The sequence below is a fragment of the Sporosarcina sp. Y838 genome (assembly GCF_056786515.1).
Genome location: NZ_JBXCJD010000004.1, coordinates 207,759 through 227,095 on the forward strand (window position 1 = coordinate 207,759; position 19,337 = coordinate 227,095).

Sequence of the window (19,337 nt, forward strand, 5' to 3'; positions counted from 1 at the left end):
GTCTAAAAGGCACCTTAAATTCCCCTGCACAACCACCTGACAACTTGTGCATTCACATTGAAGAATAGATAAGGCGGTCGCCTACAAAGATCTGACAATGCATTTTCACGATTGAACCAATTGAAACCTTTATATATTCATATTTGTCGGCTTTAATCTCTACCTTTCCGAATAGTCTTGAACTGAACCGAATTCCTATTTGTTGGTCTTGTAAAACCCCGTCAACAAACAGCTTTTCACCGCCAAACCAAGTGTTTTCTACACGAATACTATGGCCAGCGTGCATTACTTCCCATGTCTTTTTCATGTTCTCGCCTCCTATAGTTGAAACTTCACTGTAATTTCTTGCGCGAGTACTATAAATTCGCTTAGTGCGTCTGAAGATTTATCCCCTTAAAATCTCTTCAACTCTATATTTATATAGTCAATTGCAAAATCCTGATAACGCTGCATCCGTCCCCACTCAACCATATGCTCATACTCTGGGTGGTCGGGGTTAGCAAGAATCTTGAGGAATTCTTCATAACCATACTCACCGCCTACATCTTCTGGAGGTGTATTCCCTTCACCTTCCAAACAAACAGGATAGTTGAAATCATAGTTCTCTACCATACTTTCAACTTCGATATCATGGTTCCAGTCATCACCAAAATCATAATTGTAAGTCAGTTTTTCGTATGCAGGGATATATTCCGATAGCTTAACGCCTTTTTCATGCTTCATGCTTACTTCCCCTGGATAAGAAAAAGCCTCTTGGTCACAAACAAGATTAATAATTGGTTTGTGGTTTATTTCTTTATGTCCTTCAATGATGTGATTCCCTGCATTGACCGCCTTACCATAAACGTGAAAATCATGAAGATGGTAATCTTGCCATCCAAAGGCCGTCTGTAAAATTTGATGCAATTGGTTAAATGTTTTATTTACAGGGACCACAAGTCGCCGCCATACTTGACGGTTTTCAAGCTTAAGTGTCACTTTTAAAATTGCTGCTTTCTCTTCAAAAATGGATTGACCTGCAAAAAGGGTAAGATCCTTATACATCTCTTCATTCGGTTGAATATAGCTTTTTTTCCCATCTCCAACTAGAAAAGCGCTGATTCTGATACCCATGTCCGGCTGAAAAATAGAATCTACATCCCATAAATCATCAAGGAAGTATACATTATCACAAGCCTTATTCATCCTTGCCACAGAAGTCCGATCCTTTGTTTTCTTAATGGAAACTTCACCAGTATGAAGTAAATACTGGTCAATCACCTTGTCCGATATTCCTTCTCCCCGGAAGGATTCTCGAATTCCTTGCAAAGCAATCTCAGTGAACCTTTTAAAGTCTTTAGCTTTCAGGCCGTACAACACAACGGCATAACGATTATGATCATTCACTAACACAACCACTTTCCTACGATTGACCACGATTATATTTGCATGCCAAGAGAAAAGTGAATTTTCCTCCTCAACTGTTTCAGGTTCGACTTTGAGTTCAACTAAAAGTTTCTTCGTACAACAGATTAGCATAACTGACAACTCCTTTAATGAAGGATACCTAAGTTATCGGCGTCTGTGCAAGGAAAAACGACAAAAAATTCATTTAATTACCGGTTTATGATTAAGCTAAGAACACCCGTCAATTCAGTCGTGGGAGGTTCATTGTATTAATTGAATAAAATCTTACACCGCCACCTAAAATGGATGCTCACATTAAAAAAGACTAGCAACTGATTCGCTAGTCTTTCTAATTGTTTATGAGACACCGGATGTTTATTACACCAGTTTGTGTTCTTGGATAAAATCTTTCAAAATACCTTTTAAGTTCGGACCGCTTATTTCGTCTAAATCGTAGTGTACACGTGTACACGGTTTATTAATCGAAATGATGCGTGTTAAATCGATTGGTGTGCCAATAATCACTGCATCACAGTCAGCATTATTAATCGTTTCTTCAAGATCTTTCAATTGCTGTTCGCCGTATCCCATCGCTGGAATCACGTTTCCAATATGTTGGTACTTGTTGAACGTATCAGCTAGTGTACCTACTGCAAATGGACGTGGGTCAATGATTTCCGCCGCCCCCAAACGTTCCGCCGCAACTGTACCCGCGCCAAGTTTCATCTCTCCGTGTGTCAACGTCGGACCATCTTCAACGACTAACACGCGTTTTCCAACAATTCTCTCCGGATAATCGACTGTAATCTTGGATTCAGCTTTAATGATTGTGCTAGTTGGACTTGCGAATTTAATATTATTTTCGACGATTTGAACGGCTTCCTCTGGTGCACTATCCACTTTGTTAATGATGGCCACATCGGTTGTTCTTAGGCATACTTCGCCAGGATAGTATTTCAACTCATGACCTGGGCGATGTGGGTCCAAGACAGTAACAGCTAAATCAGGCTTGAAGAATGAGAAATCATTATTTCCCCCGTCCCATAAAATAACGTCACAGCCATCTGGATCATTTTCAGCTGCAGCCAAAATATCTGCATAATCAACGCCAGCATACACAATATTTCCACGTGCTACATGTGGTTCATATTCTTCCATTTCTTCGATTGTACAATTATGTTTCTTTAAATCCTCAACTGTGGCAAAACGCTGAACACGTTGTGCATTTAAATCGCCGTAAGGCATCGGATGTCTTACTACAATGACTTTTAAGTCATGCTCCAGTAGCGTTTCAATCACTTTTCTCGACGTTTGGCTTTTTCCAGTTCCAGTTCGCACTGCGCAAACCGAAATGACGGGCTTATTGCTTTTTAACATCGTGCTGTTTGGACCTAGCAATGTGAAGTTAGCACCCGCTGCATTGACAATCGCAGCTATGCTCATTACATCTTCGTAACGAATGTCACTATACGCAAAAATACATTCATCCACTTGTAGCTCTTTAATCAGCTCTGGTAATTGGTCTTGTGAATAAATCGAAATTCCTTCGGGGTAAGGTTCACCTGCTAATTCGCTTGGATATTTTCGTCCATCGATATCCGGAATTTGTGCCGCTGTAAAAGCAACAACATTAAATGCCTCATTCCCGCGATAATAAGTATTAAAGTTGTGAAAGTCTCTTCCTGCAGCACCTATGATAATAATATTTTTTCTTTCCATAGCAATCTCTCCTATACCTACAATGTCTTAATGTTGTTATAATTATAACAAGTAATGCATAATAATACAACTTTATTTTCATAAGTGCTAAAAAATAAAAAATATGGAGCTCAGAAAAAGACAATCCCTACGTATTGTTCTTGTACGGCAGACACGCTTTTCCTTGCCTAATGCTTGCTGTGCCTCCCTTTATTGTATAGGGAGGTGTTTCCGGAAAAACATTCAAGACCAAGAGTCGGATTGAATGTTCTCTATAAAATATTTCATCAAATGAAGGAGTTATAGGCGGTTCTGTATTTTCATATATTCTTTTTTGTAATTCTTCTATATCTACATCAAATGGAATCCCCAATAAAACATTGTCTAATCCCCGCACTTTGTCGGCCACACCGAAAACAACGCTGCCCCCGCCGCCATTTGCCATACAAACTGCATATTTAATCATTTTATTGATATTTTCCTCCAAAGCACTATAATTCCATTGCTTAAAGTCTAGGTCCTGGGCTTCAAAATTATCTGCAATATGATGATCCAATTGCTGAATAATCCTCATGATTTCGCTTTTTTTCTTCATAAGAATATCCTCCTTTCCAGCAAATTTAATCTATATGCCATGCAATTACGTGAATGAATGCTTATACAAAAAAGGCAGTCCCTTATCACAAATTTACTTGTGGGAACTACCTGTTATTATAATTATATGTCTGTTTTGGTATGGCTGTTTATATTGATTTTTGGAATTGTATGGTGGTCTGTTACTTGCAGGAAGCCCCCGTGGGTTAATGATTCATTTAACCTCCCTTTCTAACCAATTCAGAGCTATCTTCAGCATTTTTAATTACTAATTATTGAAGCAAAAAACCTCACTTATTTATGATAGGGTTCCCCGTGATGCACCTAACGTTTATTTTAACTTTCTGTTTTTCTTTCTTTATAGACTCAATTTTATCTTGAATCCATCTTTATACCTCAAAAGTTTAATTCCAGTTAAGCCCTTATCCATTATGGAAGTAACAGACAGGTTAGTTGCATAAGTTTTAATTTAAATAGATTAAAGCTTTTTGTATGAGGAATGTTTTATATTTTCGTCTAAATCATACTTTAACAACAATAATATCTCTAAAATTAATAAATTTTTATTGATAAACAATAAATAATGTATTAAAATGAAACATATCATATATATGTGAGTTGCTTTTATGAAACCAAAAATGATTTAACGATGTGCGGTGTAATCAACGGCTAACCTTTAAAGGCAAAAGCCATTCGATTATTAAATCTAGAAAGGTTTGTAAGGCTTTAGAATGTCAGCCTGGAGATATCTCAGAAACAAAAGTGACGAAGACATTTAAAAATAATAAAGTTTGGTTATATGCATTGTGGAGGAAAGTAGGACTTAGTATGACAATTATTAGAGGAGGTATAACCGTGGAAATCGACAATTCGATTAGTAAAAATATTGCTAACCCCCGTGAGCTAGAGAGAATGTTTAGAGAAGACCCCAAAGCTTTTAAAAAGTCATTCTCATACGCATGGGAACAAAATCCTGATTCGCCGGTTCTTGCTGCTTGGTATGAAAGATTGAATTTCAAGGAGACAGCACATACAGAAATAGCTTCCTTGCTTCAGAAAGGTTTCTTATTCATGGGCATTTTAGCCATTCTGGCCGGGATAAGCACCAGGATCATTTTCCATTTTGTCGAACAGCAAGCAATTGCCCCAATTAACCTTGCTTTTGGGATTCTTCCCTTTATTGCAGTTTATTTTGCATACAAAAATAAACCCCATAAAAAGGTTCTTTACACACTTGTATTGTTATTCCTAATCTCCGGTTTGCATCTTAATATGCTGCCATTAAATGATAATGACAGTACTATCCTTGCTTATTTACACCTTCCCATATTCTTATGGGGATTGATTGGGCTTGCATTTACAGGAAATGAATATGGTATAGGCAGCACAAGATTAGCCTATCTTAAATTTAATTTGGAATTTTGCATACTCTACGCCAGCATGGCCATTAGCGGAATGTTGCTAGCAGCATTAACCATGCAGTTGTTTAGCTTTGTCGATTTGGATATAGAAGACTTCTATTTTAGAAATGTCGTGTTATTCGGTGCTGCCGCTCTCGCTATTGTGGCTACATACCTGGTATCGATGAATCTTAAACTTGCTAAGAATATTACACCATATATCGCTAAAATTTTTAGTCCTCTTGTCCTGGCCACATTGTTGGTCTATCTTATAACGGTTATTTGGGTCGGAAAAAATCCATTCTTGGATCGCAATTTCCTGATAGTCTTCAACGGAATACTATTTAGTGTATTGGCTGTTACCATATTTTCCATTACTGAAAGCGGTACAGACAGGAAAAAGAACATTTCTGATTATATAAATTTCGCCCTAATTATTCTTGCTCTTATCATTGACAGTGTGGCTTTGTCAGCCATAGTGTTCAGACTTTCTTCTTATGGGATTACACCCAACAGACTTGCTGTATTAGGCGTAAATATACTTATCTGGGTAAATCTAATCTGGATCATGGTCTCCTATATGCGTTTTCTACAAAACAAAACCGGGCCTTCACCCATCCAAGATGCGGTTACTAAGTATTTGCCCGTCTACGTACTTTGGGCAGCTTTCGTTACATTTACTTTTCCTTTAATTTTTAATTAGAAAGGCTTTGTTAATGAAACGGAGAGTTTTACTAATTTTATATTTGATCAAAGAAGCTGAAGATATACTAGGTTTTATTCACCTTGTATATCTTCAGCTTTTTTTCAAAAATGTGCCTGGTACTACCACAATTCGGAACTGTATTAGTACGTATTAGAACCAGGTACCCTAAATTTTAAAAAACGCTACCCCCGCCGCCATTTGCCATACAAATCGCATATTTAATCATTTAATTGATATTTTACTCCACAGCACTATAATTCCATTGCCTAAATTCTAGCCCCTGCGCTTCATAATCATTTGTAATATGATGATCCAATTGCTGAATAACCCTCATGATTTCGCTATTATTCTTCATACGAATATCCTTCTTTCCAGCAAATTTTATCTATATGACATGCAATTACGTGAATGAATTCTTATACAAAAAAGGCAGTCCCTTATCACAAATATACTTGTGGGAACTTCCTGTTCTTATAATTATATGTCTGTTTTGGCATGGCTGTTTATAACCGTTTTGGGAATTGTATGCTGGTCTCTTACTTGCGGAAAGCCCCTGTCGTGCATTACAACAGGGGATTCCTGCAAGTAACAACAGCAAACGATTCACTACACTCAGTAAATATAAATCTATGATAGATACATAAATGAATATATGGCCCTAATCTCATAACCTTGTAAATATAGTGTATTAACTAAATAGTATCTTGCACAGCTTACCTGAAATTAAATTCCGTATCTCATTAAATGATGTCGTAATGCGCGTTTCAATCCCAATCTTCTCGAACTTTTGCTTCAGTTCTTTGCTATGAGGATAATTAAGTGCATTTGGCTCAAAATAAACAAGCTGTGCTGTGAAGGATTTATTCATACCGTGAATTACCTAATCCATAATTATTATCCATTCAATCACCTTTCTTCTTTTATACAGCTTGTCTAAAAGTGAGTAGTTATGAAAATGGGCTTAACTTTGGGTACTTGCTTACGATTTTTCCAGTTAATATAATTGCATAAAGCAAATAGTAATCCTAATCATAATTACTTTGGAATGGTTATCTGCCTCGGTGAGATGTCATAATTATAACTAGCACAGGCACTCAAACGATCATAATGTATACCCACTTATTAATGGTAAGGTTCTCCGTGTTGAATCTAATGAGGTTGTTTCAAAAAAACATTGCAGGGATCTGTATTTTCTTGCAAAGCTCTACACTTTTTATTCTGTCATATTTAGCAAATACTATGAAATTACAACCTACATTCAATAATTGATTTACTCTAAATTTCCCTCTTCATCTCTTACTATACTTTGGATACCCACTCCAGTAATTGGAATAACTAGTTTTTTCCAGATAATTAAATCTAAGTTTATCAACTGAGTTATTGATATGGACATTTGGTAAAATTAGTTGAACTTTTTTATATAAAGGCATTCCAGACCTACTAAATTGCGAACTATTACTTAAAAGAATACTTACCCCTTTATAGTCTTTATATTTAACAAATCCCCGTCCAAACTCATCATTTTCATTACCTGACATAATATAAATAGTGGGTAATATACCTTCTATCTCCATCTTTAATACCACATCGCTAATTGCATTACAGGTTTCTTTCAATTCACTGATACTTGGAAATTCATGAATAGGTCGATTATGTTTAATCCGGTTTCTTACATTAGTAATATTTTTCATTTCAAGGATAGTAGATATACTTTTTAAGGATTCAATCAACCTTTTAACATCAGACTCTTCTAAATCAAACAACAAAACTTTGTGTCTAAATGGAAAGTCATATAAATCCGTCTTGTTATAATAGCTAGGATACTCTGTTTCTTCCCTTAAATTATTATCTTTAGATTTTAAGTGCTCCTCACAAATTTGGGCTATTACTGAAAATCCCTTTATAAGTGGATAAAGTGTATTTTTACCATCTTTATCAAAGTTCAGAAGTTCTTTATTATTAATATTATCATGATAATTATTAATTATTTGGGAAGTAAATATTCTTGAGTCTTCCAAATTAAAGGTGAACTTATTTGCCGTGTAATGATCCGATAATAGCGCCCAAGTAATAAATGAAAGAGAGTAATCTAAAATTTCTTCAAGTGAAACAAAAAAATTAACTCCTGAGCTTCTAATTGCCTCTCTCTCATCTTCAGTAAACACTTGATTATTTTTTATTATTTTTAAAAATTGGTCATGTCTTTTCCAAAATAAACTTTGATAAGAAGGAAAAACTGTTATATCAAACCCCAGTTTCCATAAAATCATATTCACAAAATAATCCTCTTTATGCGGATCTAATGAATTACCGAAATCGTTACACACTAAATATTCGAAAGTCTTTTGGACGTTATTAGGATTGTCAAAAATTAAGTTGGTGATAATTTCTCTCGGATTCTCAGTAAGAAGATATCTACCTAATATTTCGTCAAGAGTACTGCCTTCAAAACTCCTTAACTTCCATTTAAGTTTTTCCTTCTCTGAAGAAGATGTATAATACAGTTCTTTAATTAAATTCTTTAATCTAATCAAAGAACTATTTATATCTTTACCCATGTTAATAACACTTCTAAATCCATATTTCGAACATTGAGTTTCTGTATTAAATACACCTCTTCTAATAAGCATTATCTTCCCTTTTCTGATTTCTGTTTCCGGAATATTAATTCTGCTAGTAAATATCAGATTCTCTAACTTTTTTAATATCTCTTCATCTTTAAATAATAAGATCAATTGAAGGCACTGATTATGAGTAAGTTCACTTGAAATTTTTTCACCATCACCTTTCCCAAAACCTTTAAATTTATTGCTTGACGGAAATAATTTCCTGATTTTTTTGTCACTATTAATTAATTCAGCTAATAGTAATTTTAATTCTTCATCGGGAAAAGTTCCTATTAAATATACTAGTTCATCAATTTTATTATAGTCATAGGTATTAAATGGAACTTTTTTTAATGATTCTCTTTCTTCTATACCTGTTATTTTTCTCGTAGCTTCAAGTAAATCTTGAATGATATTTCTAGAGGTTGTTAATTCCGTCTTATGTCTTTGTCCACATGACACATCATCACAATGCCATAGTGGATACTTTCTTATTTTTGAAGGAGGCATCGATCTCATTTCCATTGATTCCAAAATTCCAAAAGGTCCAACTATTAAATTTCCAAATTGAAAAACGCCTATTGGAGTATCTATTAATAAATTCGTTGTTTCTTCCTCATCTAAAAAATCCTTATTGTTGAATGATTCATGAAATTCATTATAAAGCTCTCTTCCATACAAATAAGGAAATAATAACTTTTTATCAATAATTTCTTCACTTATTATTTCTTTAAGGTTTTTAAGATTTATATTTTCGATATTTATATTTTCTACCGCAGCAAGCATCATGCTTAAATTTATTTCTGAATTATAACTTTCACCTTCTATAGATTTTTGTTCTTTTAATTCTTGCGATTTCTTTCTTCCTGTTTCATTTAGTATTATTGTTTCATAGTATTTAGGGCTAGGTTTATAATCTACTTTTAAAATTGATTCTGATAAGAATTTACTTAATGTTAATATTTCTTGTTTCTTTCTTTCAATTATTTTTTTTTCAATTTCTATCTTATTTGGATCAATAGCATTCTCATCTTCCATTATGGTTTCTTTTAACAAAATAGCACCTCCATAAATTTCCTTTTCAGTATAATATACAACAAAAAATTTCTAGACGATAGTTATTACATGTTCTTAAAATGTTGGGAAGTTTCAGTGAAAATAATAAGAGTCATGTTTTTATAAAAGAATATAAATTCAAAATAACTTTTAATATAACCATTTACAAGGTATATATAAAAACCCCCATTACTGGTGGTAAATCCCCTCTTATCACAAGTAGAATCCTCCTTTTCATTCCTCTATTAAATAATGATACAGCTTACTCTCCACAGCTTGTTCCATCACCATATTCATATGAACAACCGGAAGGTCCTTGCCGTTCTTATCAGTCATCCTGCCCTCTGCAACACTGGACTTATCAGGAAAACCTTGTCCCAGGTAATAGAAATCTGTTCCCTCGTCGTCATCCTTTTTCACGAAGATATGAATATCAATATTATTGTCATCTGAATGAATGATTTTCTGGACTTCTTGCGACTTTAACGATCGATTACTCCTTGTGTACCACTTAAGTAATTCTGGATTTAAGAGTTCGTCGCCGTAATTCACACTGGATTCGACTTCATCATTCTTATGATAGGTAATGAAAATGGGACATGTGTTGTGCTTTGGTTTATATCCATACATTGTTGAACTTTCATCTGCATTCCAATTTAGGAGCTTACAAGCATCTTTTCTGGAGTACTTTTCATAAAGTGTGAGCTGCCGATTGCATTCATACAGCTTCGACTTTGCTTTTGCACTTTGAATAATGTCTAGAACTAGCTTTTCAAAGTAAGGATTACTTGTTAACGCGTCATGAATCGATCCATTTAGCGCATAATTTTGATCTTCATCTTCCGTGACTAACGGCTTTCCGCCATATTTGTTTTGAACGCTTGTTGTGAAAAATGATAAATTTAAGATACGCTTTACTGAATCCATCGTCGCTTCATCTGCCCGACAATTATTTGCGGATAATAAACTTACATAGGCATCATGACGAACCTTTTCCTGGTGCAACAATTGTTCTAGCAATAAAACTTCATGTAGACGTTTTCCATTTAATATTTCTAACGTGAGCATTGTTAACACTCTATCTTCATAGTTCGTTAATGCAGGAACTTCTTCCTTCATTTTCAATAAAAACTGATAATAATTCGTATGTTTTTCTGCAATAACTACAGGATCAATGGAAAGATTCGTTACAAAATCGTATAAGTAGGGAACTCTTCCGATTTTATTTTTCAATTCTACATAGGCATCTCGTAAAATTTTCAGGGCGGTCAAATTGCTTTCATTGATCGAACTGAAGATTCGTTTCTTAGCGATCTCTTCAAAGTTAACTGTCGATACGCCTTTAATATAACTTGTGTCCTTTGTCCGCCGACGAACATTGTCTTTGTTTTGGGACTTGTCACCTGAGAGTGCAACCGGAATTAGATAGTTGTTTTTATAGTTACCGATAAAGTCGATAATCGTCACGTAGTTTTTTGACTCATGCTTACGTAATCCACGTCCGAGCTGTTGAATGAAAATAATGCTTGATTGAGTTTGTCTTAACATTACTACTTGATTTATGCTAGGAATATCAATTCCCTCATTAAAAATGTCCACCGTCAAAATATAATCAAGAACCCCATTTTCTAATTGGTTTATCCTGCGTTCTCTATCCTCTGGTGAATCTTCACCTGTTAGCGCTACGGTTCGGAACCCTCTATTGTTCAACGCAATAGACAATTCCCTAGCTTCAGCTTTTCGGCTACAGAACATTAAGCCCTTTACTTCATTTCCTGAGAAACCATAGTAACCAATTTTCTCTATAATGTGATTTACACGATTGTCAGTAACTAGCTTTGTGAAAACGGCTGTATCATCCACCGATTCCCCATCTAGCTCAAGGTCCGTCACACCAAAGTAATGAAATGGACAAAGCATATCCTCTTCAAGTGCTTCCTGCAGCCTTATTTCGTAAGCAATATTGTAATCAAACAGTGCGTAGATATTAAAGTCGTCCGTCCGCTCCGGGGTGGCAGTCATTCCCATTAGAAATTGTGGCTTAAAATGGTTAATGACTCGCTGATAAGAAGCAGCACCAGCTTTATGTACTTCGTCTATTAAAATATAATCAAAATCTTTAGGATCAAATTGATCTAAGTTTTCTTGTTTTGACAACGTTTGAATACTAGCAAAAAGGTATTTCTTATCTAATTGTTTGCTCGCACCTACATACAATCCGAACTCTTCACTGATTCCTCCAAGAATTCTTTGAAAATCATTTTTTGCTTTGTTTAATATTTGCTCCCGATGAACAATAAATAACATTCTCTTAGGTGCAAAACTTCGAACATCAAATGCAGACAAATACGTTTTTCCGGTACCTGTTGCAGAAATAACTAACCCTTTATCTTTTCCTTCATCACGGACCGCCTGTATTTGTAATAACGCTGCTTTTTGCATTGCATTCGGGACAATTTTTACAGATTCTTCGATTGCATTTGGTTTATAATTTGCTGGCATCTCAATCACTTGCTCAACTAGTTTAAGATCTGCATTTTTTATGTATTCTACTTCGTAATTTTCAATCCATTTTCCCGTTAATAGATCAGAATCTGCCCATACATCCTCAAACTGGTTTTTAAAATGATGAACAATATCACCGTTTTCATGGGACGTCAATTTCACATTCCATTCATAATTCACTTTCAAAGCATGTGCAGTTAGATTGGAACTCCCTACTATCAGAGAGTAATGCGTTTTATGTTTAAAAATATAACCTTTGGAATGAAAACCTTTTAACTGCGTTAAGCGTACTTCCACATTTGTTAATTTCATAAGTTCTTTAAACACTTTTGGTTGATTAAAATACAAATATGTAGAGGTTAATATTCGTCCATTAACGCCCTTTTCCTTAAGATCTAAAAACAGCGATTTCATTGTAGCTAAACCACTTTCAGTAATGAACGCTACCGAAAAGATGAAGTCTTCACTAGTTTCAAGTTCTTCTTGTAGTGTATTTAAAACATTTATATTTTTCTTCACATTATTGATTAATAGTTCCGGTTTAAAACTACCGGATTTGCTTTGATTTTTATCGATGAAGCCCTCTTGCAGTGAGTCATTTAAATTCCTTAAAAAACTTTCCATATAATCACCGCATCTCTTCGCTATTTTATTTCTTCGGGATTAGATTCGTTAACTTTTCAATTGCCGGAATATCGGCCGGTGCCCAGTTCAATGACGGTAACTCTTCTCTTGAAACCCACTTTATTTCCGCATGTTCCGTAAGCATTGGAGTTCCTGAAATGATTTTCGACTTAAACGTTTCTAGCCTTACGATAACCTTTTCATATTCATATGTTGTATCTTCAACGTGATCAAATACTTCAATTACACACCCAAGCTCTTCTTGAATTTCCCTTTTCAATGCCTCTTCTTTTGTTTCGCCTCTTTCAATCTTTCCGCCTGGAAATTCCCAGTAATTCGGTAAGGTCATTTCTGGTCCTCGTAGTGCACAAAGAATCTCTTTGTTATCATTTTCAATAATTGCTCCAACTACATGTACTGTTTTTTTAATTTTACTCACCTATTCTAGTTTTTATTTTCATAATCAAAATTCCCAAAACATTTATCTGATAATATAAACAAATCATACCATATAGTTTCCATTTATATATTTATTTTTACCCAAGAATTTCAATTCCAAAGTGCCTTTGTGTGCCATATATCCTCAACTGTCATACCAATCCGTCCAATAAGCATCGCCATTTCCATTATCATGAATCTCTATGTATTCATCCCAGGTAATTACTTTCGTAAGACATTTTTCACTGCAATATAATGTTGCATCAGATTCAAAAACAAATCCTTCATCCATCGCCACCCCACATTCAGAACAGAAACGTTTATCTTCTTCCAAATCTTTCATGCGAAGATCTTGAGCGGAGAGAATAGTGTCTAATTCGAAGCGAGTTGTATAGATAAATTTAAAATCCTCTTCCTCCATATCGTAAATTGCGCACACTCTATCGCTTTCTATCAATATTCCGTTCTGAACAACAATCGTTCCGCTACCGTCCAGTAATTGAATGGACTCACTTTTGAACTCCAATTTCCCTCACTCCTTTAAAATACTTCTCTTGAAGGCGATTTTTCTATTCTGATTCAGGAACAATTCGTACCGCACGGATCTACGAATCAATTATGTTCCAATATAAACCTTATTGTCCTACTCAATCTCTATTACATTCACACACCGACTCGCAAGCATGTGACCTAAATCCCCACTTATTGTACAGACAAAAGGAAACCAATTTTCATCTAAATCATAAATCGCACAAAGGCCTTCACCTTCTATCCAAACTCCTCTTTTAACAACAACTTCTCCATCATTATGAATCACTTGGACTAGTGTTTCTTCAATATCTTACTTAATCGTTGGTTTCATAATATATTCTCCTCTCGAATTCATTTTTATCTATATGCTTCCGATCCCCCTATCATCGCTTTTTTAACCACATTGTTTTAGGTATTCATTCTGACTGAAATCACCCCAAAACGGGTAAAGAACTAGTAACTATGTCGCAAAGGAGTTTTAGCCCTCATGAATCCCCAATTCGAAGAGATGCAAAAACGTATGAATCATATCGGGAACTTGAATAATTACTTGGAGGATTTGCTTGCTAAAATCCCGGGTAATTTGTTGTCGGGTAAGCAACAGGAGAAATTGATGGATGTTTTGCTAGATGATAAGGATTTGAACAAACTGCTGGAAGGTTTGAAGGATCCCCGGCCGCCGCGGTTTGTGCTTGTTGGCAGGACGGGTGTCGGTAAGAGTAGTTTGATCAATGCGATGAGCGGGAGATATCTTGCGGAAGTGAGCGACATTGAGATTGGGACGAAGGAAGCGCGACGGTTTACATATGAATCCGATGGTCAGGTGTATTTTGAAGTTATTGACACGCGCGGGATTGGTGAATCGGAGTCGTTTACCAAGTCGGCTGAAGCAGAGCTTACGGCTATTATTAAAGAATTTCGGCCGGATGCGATTCTATTTTTGCAAAAAGCGACGGAGCGGGCGCATATCGATGTTGACGTAGACAGTGCGAAAAAGATCATGCTGAATGTGGGATATGATTTGCCGATGGTTGGCATACTTACGCATGTGGACGAGCTGAATCCTTCTCGCGCGAAAGACCCCGCGGATTATCCGGTGGGCAAGCTGGACTTGGTGGAGGAGAAGAAAGCGCAACTGCAACGAATCTTCAAGGCCCGTGATGCGCACGTGGAGGCGATTATTCCTGTTTCTTCTTATATCGAATGGAATCGGAACCCTGATGAGTTGTCTGATGCCGAGCGCCGTGCGTTGACGATTGAATTTGACGGCCGTTACGGCATTGAGGAAGTGCTGGATTTTTTGGAACAAAGTATCGACATACGGGCAGCCATTCACCTCGGTATGACGATACGCATGAATAAAATCTCTGAAAAGATTGCGCTACGGTTCATTAAGGTGTTTTCGGCACTTTCCGCGACGGTTGCACTGAGTCCGATTATCGCGACGGATATCGCTGTTCTTCTATCGCTACAGACCGTCCTTCTGATGATCATTGCTTATTTGTCTGGCCGTGATTTGGAGTTTAAAACGGCAAGGGAGCTATTGGTTTCGATTGGCGGAATTGGAGCGACTGGTTTTACATTACGAATGATTGCACAGCAAGGCAGTAAGTTCGCGAATCTAGTGCTGCCGGGTGCGGGGTCTGCCATTAGTGCAAGTATCGCGAGTGGCGGAACGTATGCGATTGGTAAGGCTGCGGTCGCTTACTATTTGAAAGGTGTTCCGGAAGATGAGTTGAAGCAGATCGTGAAGAAGGCGCGGGACGAGTTTGATGCATCACGCCCCTAATGCAACTCTCTACTTCACCATGTATATTGCCGTTTGAAGCGGAGACAATACGTTTAAATGGAAAGGAGAGATAGAATGGCATTGGATAAAGTTAAAGTAGCGGACTTGGACGTTGAACAATTGGAGGAACTACTTGCCCTTGAAACTAAATTAGGGGTTACACTCGTCGCTTATGAAGGTTCAAGCACTACGGTTTCTAAGCGCGAGTAATACACTAGTTTTGGTATCAATACTCTATTAAAAACAAGAAAACGCCATTGCTGATGTAGTGTCAGCAATGGCGTTTTTCTATGCGGTTCAGTTTATCCGAGTTTATTATAATAACAAGGTTCTAGACGTTTTAAAAAAACGCTTTTGCAGTGATTTATTCACCAATCAATCCCTGTCACAGCACCAAAACCTAGCGCTAACATGATAACGAATGCTGGATGCCAATTCCACTTTTGAAGCATCAAGAAACTTGCCAGGGCGATGCCGCCGGTGAGTAGAAACCCTACCCCTTCGACCGCTGTCTCCACAAACTGGAGAGTCATGAATAACAATAGAATGGCGATGACTGGACGAACAAACTTCGTTATACTTTTCACTTTGGGATGGTCCTTGTATTTCATGAGAATTGCCATTAATCCGATCATCAATAATAGAGAAGGTGCAACGGATGCGAATAAAGCGACCACCGCTCCTAGGATACCGCCTTCTGAATAGCCAACGGATGCAGCCATTTTCGTCGCAATGGGTCCCGGCAAGGAATTCCCGATAGCGACGACCTCACTGAATTCTTGGGTGTCCATCCACCCATAAGTACCGACGACTTCGTTTTCCACGAGTGGAATGCTAGCCGGTCCGCCCCCGTACCCTAGTATTCCAGGTATGAAAAACGCAAGAAACAGTTGCCAATAAATCATGCTTTTCCCCTCCTATTTCGAATTGGAAGGAAGATGAATATAAGAACGAGCAATATAACAAATGCGGGGTGTATGTTCAATGCTTCTAATAAAATCCCCGCGGCGACCAACATCGTTAATGCCTTTTTCCAACCAAGCGTATCGCCGGATTTTTTGACAAAATCCCAAGCTAGTATGCCAAGCATAACTGCCACGACTGGCACAACAGAAGCGGACATGTTTTTTACCCATGGAATGTCTTTGTATGTCTGCAAAATGCCGATTAACAATATCATCATTAAAGACGTTGGTATCACAGAGGCAATTATGGCATTGAGACAACCTAATTTACCGCCCACTTTGTAACCAATATACCCAGCCAACTTTGTCGCAATCGGTCCAGGCATTGTATTTCCGAGTGCAAGTGTGTCGCTGAATTCGTCTTCATCCATCCACTTGTATTTGCGTACAACTTCTTGGTGGAACAACGGAATTGCAGAAGGTCCTCCACCAAAACCCAATAAGCCTACTCTGCAAAAGGCGGCGAATAAATCTTTTTGTAGCTTCCATTTTCCAGAAACGGCCGTTTTCTCGACACTTCGTGTAGTCTCGTTAACTTTTACCAAGCTGCTAGCGCCCCATCCGTACGAGATTCAGTTCCGCCCTGAAGTACGCCTGTTTCTGGGTCTCGCCATATGATTTGGCCACGTCCAAAACCTCCGCCATCAATTGAGACTGTCACCTCATGGCCTTTTCTACTAAGTGCCTGCACCAAGTGATTCGGGAACTCTGGCTCCACTCGCACTTTTTTCGCTTCTGTCCATTGCCACCTAGGCACGTCAAGCGCCGCCTGGGGATTTAGCAAGTAATCGATTGTGTTTACGACTACTTGGAAATGACCTTGTGGCTGCATATAGCCTCCCATTACACCAAATGGACCAACCGCATTTCCGTCTTTTGTGAGGAAACCTGGAATGATTGTATGATAGGATCGTTTACCTGGTCTCAGAACGTTCGGATGGTTTTCATCGAGCGAAAAGTCGTGTCCTCGATTTTGAAATGCAATCCCTGTTCCTGGAACAACAACACCCGAGCCAAAGCCCATGTAGTTGGATTGGATGAAAGATACCATATTCCCTTCTTCGTCTGCTGTCGCGAGGTATACGGTTCCTCCCTTCGGCAATTCGTACGGCTCTGGATCAATCGCTTCATCACCAACCAACTCTGCCCGTTTTTCAGCATATTCGTTTGATAACAGGTGTGCTGTTTCGACTGGCATATCCGCTTCTTCTGTAATGAATGCCTTGCCATCTGTGAATGCTAGTTTCATACTTTCAATTTGTTCATGAATCGATTGAGCAGATTGCCACTCAGGTTTACTCAGTTTCTGATAAATATTTAACGCCATAAGTGCTACCACCCCGTGGCCATTTGGAGGGATTTCCCATACATCATAACCTTTGTAGTTCACTGAAATAGGTTCAACCCATTCCGGTTTGTATGTAGCAAGGTCTTCTTTTGATAAAAAGCCGCCATGTTTTTTCATGAATGCATCAATCTCATCGGCAATTTCACCTTCATAAAAATCACGTGCTTCAGTTTCCGCAATGGCTCGAAGTGTCTTTGCATGACCTGGTGAAGACCACATTTCACCTATTTTAGGTGCACGGCCATCTGGTGCAAACGTTTCGAACCAAGCATTGAACTCATCTCCGCTGAATTGCTTTTTAAACTCTTTATAGGCTGATTCCCAGTACTTGCCGAGGATAGGTGTGAGTGGGAAACCTTCTTCCGCATAACGAATGGCTGGCTCCAGCACTTCCTTCAAAGGCAGCTTTCCAAACCTGCGTGACAGTTCTGCCCACGCGGCGGGCGTTCCAGGTACTGTAATTGGAACCATCCCGTAAGTCGGCATCTTATCGTGACCCAGTGCTTTAACTGCTTCCACCGTTAATGTCGATGGTGCAGGTCCAGATGCATTGAGTCCGTACAATTTATCCTTCACCCAGACCAGTGCGAACGCATCGCCCCCTATGCCATTTGAAGTTGGCTCGACGACAGTGAGTGCTGCCGCTGTTGCAATTGCAGCATCAATGGCATTGCCACCTTTTTGTAAAATGGCTAATCCTACATTCGCTGCAAGTGGCTGTGATGTAGCGACCATTCCTTTTCGAGCAAATCCTGTATGTCGCTGTGATTGGAACGGATGATATAAGTGATCCATGAAAGCCCTCCTCGGGTAATTTTATTTTCTGCTAAATCGTGCATTATTGAACCATTTGTTAATCAAAAACCACATTTCACTTAACAAATGTTATAAATATGGTTGTCACGAGTATAAAACAAAGATTCAGTTAAAGCAATACATGGTTTTTATAAAACTTATAGCTATTTCGATTCACAAAATAAAAAAACCTATACGAGAATAGGTTTTTTTCCGTCCGATTTACAATTTCAAGCCCGCACGACTTTTAAATCTCCGAAGTAAGATATGACTCTCCACTCTCGTTATTCCATCAAGTGCATATAGTTCTTCATTGATGAACTTCTCCAGGTCGGTAAAGTCATTAACTAATACGTGCATATGAAGCGTTGATGGGCCAGTCATTTGATAACAGCTAGCAACAGAGGGATTGTCGGCGAGCGCCTGTGCAACGCTCACTAGGGACGCGGGTTCGCAGTCCACTTCGAAGAATGCTGAAACACCCTTCCCCACTTTTTCACTATTCACGACGACTGTAAAGCGCTCAATAACCCCATTGTCTTGGAGATTATGAACCCTTTCACGTACGGCAACACGTGATAAATTAAGTTCTTTACCTATATCCACGTAAGAAAGACGTCCATTGGCTATAAGCAGCTCTAAAATTCTTTTATCGGTAGCATCCATTTCCGATTTCCTCCCTACCACAATGTCTAGTTATCCATATAAAATACGTACAATGTGATTCGAAATGTATAGTTCCAATATGCACTTTGGCTAAGTAAAGGTCAAGTACAGCCTTTCAAGAGGTGCGCTGATTAGTGAGCGTTTCAATTAGATTGCCAATTTGTTTACGTTTTTGTTTGGTTTCATAGGGTACTAGTTGAGTAGAAGACAAATTGGTGGAAAGAGGAGGA

At 37.7% G+C, this 19,337-nt stretch carries 15 protein-coding genes and 1 pseudogene; 3 read left to right on the forward strand and 13 right to left on the reverse strand.

The annotated features are described in order from the left end of the window. Nucleotides 1-52: 52 nt before the first annotated feature. The 4 genes from AC1TO4_RS07630 to AC1TO4_RS07645 form a co-directional block, all read right to left on the reverse strand. On the reverse strand, nt 53-307 hold the full coding sequence (locus tag AC1TO4_RS07630; RefSeq protein WP_482104816.1) for a hypothetical protein: 255 nt from the start codon (nt 305-307) through the stop codon (nt 53-55). An 86-nt stretch (nt 308-393) separates the two neighbouring features. Next, complete coding sequence (locus tag AC1TO4_RS07635; RefSeq protein WP_482104817.1) at nt 394-1,518, reverse strand: plasmid pRiA4b ORF-3 family protein; 1,125 nt, start codon at nt 1,516-1,518, stop codon at nt 394-396. A gap of 246 nt (nt 1,519-1,764) precedes the next feature. Next, nucleotides 1,765-3,105 (reverse strand): cyclic 2,3-diphosphoglycerate synthase, encoded by a 1,341-nt coding sequence (locus AC1TO4_RS07640; protein ID WP_482104818.1) that lies wholly within the window; start codon nt 3,103-3,105, stop codon nt 1,765-1,767. Nucleotides 3,106-3,232: 127 nt separating this feature from the next. Further along, nucleotides 3,233-3,679 (reverse strand): ATP-binding protein, encoded by a 447-nt coding sequence (locus AC1TO4_RS07645; RefSeq protein ID WP_482104819.1) that lies wholly within the window; start codon nt 3,677-3,679, stop codon nt 3,233-3,235. Nucleotides 3,680-4,533: 854 nt separating this feature from the next. Between AC1TO4_RS07645 and AC1TO4_RS07650 the strand changes: the two genes are divergently transcribed. After that, the gene (locus AC1TO4_RS07650; protein ID WP_482104820.1) at nt 4,534-5,781 is read left to right on the forward strand and encodes a DUF4153 domain-containing protein; all 1,248 of its coding nucleotides are present in this window, start codon (nt 4,534-4,536) and stop codon (nt 5,779-5,781) included. A 727-nt stretch (nt 5,782-6,508) separates the two neighbouring features. Here AC1TO4_RS07650 and AC1TO4_RS07655 read toward each other — a convergent pair. From AC1TO4_RS07655 to AC1TO4_RS07675, 5 genes and pseudogenes are all read right to left on the reverse strand, one after another. Then, nucleotides 6,509-6,652 (reverse strand): annotated as a pseudogene (locus AC1TO4_RS07655) (spore photoproduct lyase family protein); the annotation flags it as partial. Between the two features lie 421 nt (nt 6,653-7,073). Beyond that, nucleotides 7,074-9,446, reverse strand: coding sequence for a hypothetical protein (locus tag AC1TO4_RS07660; protein ID WP_482104821.1), 2,373 nt, complete (start codon nt 9,444-9,446; stop codon nt 7,074-7,076). A gap of 234 nt (nt 9,447-9,680) precedes the next feature. Next, on the reverse strand, nt 9,681-12,575 hold the full coding sequence (locus AC1TO4_RS07665) for a DEAD/DEAH box helicase (protein ID WP_482104822.1): 2,895 nt from the start codon (nt 12,573-12,575) through the stop codon (nt 9,681-9,683). Between the two features lie 25 nt (nt 12,576-12,600). Continuing rightward, nucleotides 12,601-13,005 (reverse strand): (deoxy)nucleoside triphosphate pyrophosphohydrolase, encoded by a 405-nt coding sequence (locus tag AC1TO4_RS07670; RefSeq protein ID WP_482104930.1) that lies wholly within the window; start codon nt 13,003-13,005, stop codon nt 12,601-12,603. A gap of 153 nt (nt 13,006-13,158) precedes the next feature. After that, nucleotides 13,159-13,539, reverse strand: coding sequence for a hypothetical protein (locus AC1TO4_RS07675; RefSeq protein WP_482104823.1), 381 nt, complete (start codon nt 13,537-13,539; stop codon nt 13,159-13,161). A gap of 492 nt (nt 13,540-14,031) precedes the next feature. On the opposite strand from AC1TO4_RS07675, the gene AC1TO4_RS07680 reads away from it, so the two are divergent. Continuing rightward, a complete protein-coding gene (locus AC1TO4_RS07680) occupies nt 14,032-15,333 on the forward strand; it encodes a GTPase (protein ID WP_482104824.1) in 1,302 nt (433 codons plus the stop codon). 75 nt (nt 15,334-15,408) lie between these two features. Further along, nucleotides 15,409-15,543 carry a hypothetical protein gene (locus AC1TO4_RS07685; protein WP_482104825.1) on the forward strand — a complete coding sequence of 45 codons (135 nt, stop codon included), beginning with the start codon at nt 15,409-15,411 and terminating at the stop codon, nt 15,541-15,543. 158 nt (nt 15,544-15,701) lie between these two features. On the opposite strand, the gene AC1TO4_RS07690 is transcribed toward AC1TO4_RS07685, so the two are convergent. The 4 genes from AC1TO4_RS07690 to AC1TO4_RS07705 all read right to left on the reverse strand — a co-directional run bounded on the left by AC1TO4_RS07690 (nt 15,702) and on the right by AC1TO4_RS07705 (nt 19,107). Next, entirely contained in the window at nt 15,702-16,238 is a 537-nt protein-coding gene (locus AC1TO4_RS07690) for a chromate transporter (RefSeq protein WP_482101731.1), read from the reverse strand. Next, nucleotides 16,235-16,738: a chromate transporter gene (locus AC1TO4_RS07695; RefSeq protein ID WP_482104931.1), complete on the reverse strand. Its 504-nt coding sequence runs from the start codon at nt 16,736-16,738 to the stop codon at nt 16,235-16,237. Before AC1TO4_RS07695 ends, AC1TO4_RS07690 begins: the two co-directional genes overlap by 4 nt. Before the next feature lie 98 nt (nt 16,739-16,836). Further along, nucleotides 16,837-18,441: a gamma-glutamyltransferase family protein gene (locus AC1TO4_RS07700; RefSeq protein WP_482104826.1), complete on the reverse strand. Its 1,605-nt coding sequence runs from the start codon at nt 18,439-18,441 to the stop codon at nt 16,837-16,839. A 222-nt stretch (nt 18,442-18,663) separates the two neighbouring features. Continuing rightward, a complete protein-coding gene (locus AC1TO4_RS07705) occupies nt 18,664-19,107 on the reverse strand; it encodes an Lrp/AsnC family transcriptional regulator (RefSeq protein WP_482104827.1) in 444 nt (147 codons plus the stop codon). Nucleotides 19,108-19,337: the final 230 nt, after the last annotated feature.

Excerpts from the sequence above, each read along its gene's own strand:
- AC1TO4_RS07630 (WP_482104816.1), bottom strand. The coding sequence starts at position 307 with ATGAAAAAGACATGGGAAGTAATGCACGCTGGCCATAGTATTCGTGTA.
- AC1TO4_RS07635 (WP_482104817.1), bottom strand. The coding sequence starts at position 1,518 with ATGCTAATCTGTTGTACGAAGAAACTTTTAGTTGAACTCAAAGTCGAA.
- AC1TO4_RS07640 (WP_482104818.1), bottom strand. The coding sequence starts at position 3,105 with ATGGAAAGAAAAAATATTATTATCATAGGTGCTGCAGGAAGAGACTTT.
- AC1TO4_RS07645 (WP_482104819.1), bottom strand. The coding sequence starts at position 3,679 with ATGAAGAAAAAAAGCGAAATCATGAGGATTATTCAGCAATTGGATCAT.
- AC1TO4_RS07665 (WP_482104822.1), bottom strand. The coding sequence starts at position 12,575 with ATGGAAAGTTTTTTAAGGAATTTAAATGACTCACTGCAAGAGGGCTTC.
- AC1TO4_RS07680 (WP_482104824.1), top strand. The coding sequence starts at position 14,032 with ATGAATCCCCAATTCGAAGAGATGCAAAAACGTATGAATCATATCGGG.
- AC1TO4_RS07685 (WP_482104825.1), top strand. The coding sequence starts at position 15,409 with ATGGCATTGGATAAAGTTAAAGTAGCGGACTTGGACGTTGAACAATTG.
- AC1TO4_RS07690 (WP_482101731.1), bottom strand. The coding sequence starts at position 16,238 with ATGATTTATTGGCAACTGTTTCTTGCGTTTTTCATACCTGGAATACTA.
- AC1TO4_RS07700 (WP_482104826.1), bottom strand. The coding sequence starts at position 18,441 with ATGGATCACTTATATCATCCGTTCCAATCACAGCGACATACAGGATTT.
- AC1TO4_RS07705 (WP_482104827.1), bottom strand. The coding sequence starts at position 19,107 with ATGGATGCTACCGATAAAAGAATTTTAGAGCTGCTTATAGCCAATGGA.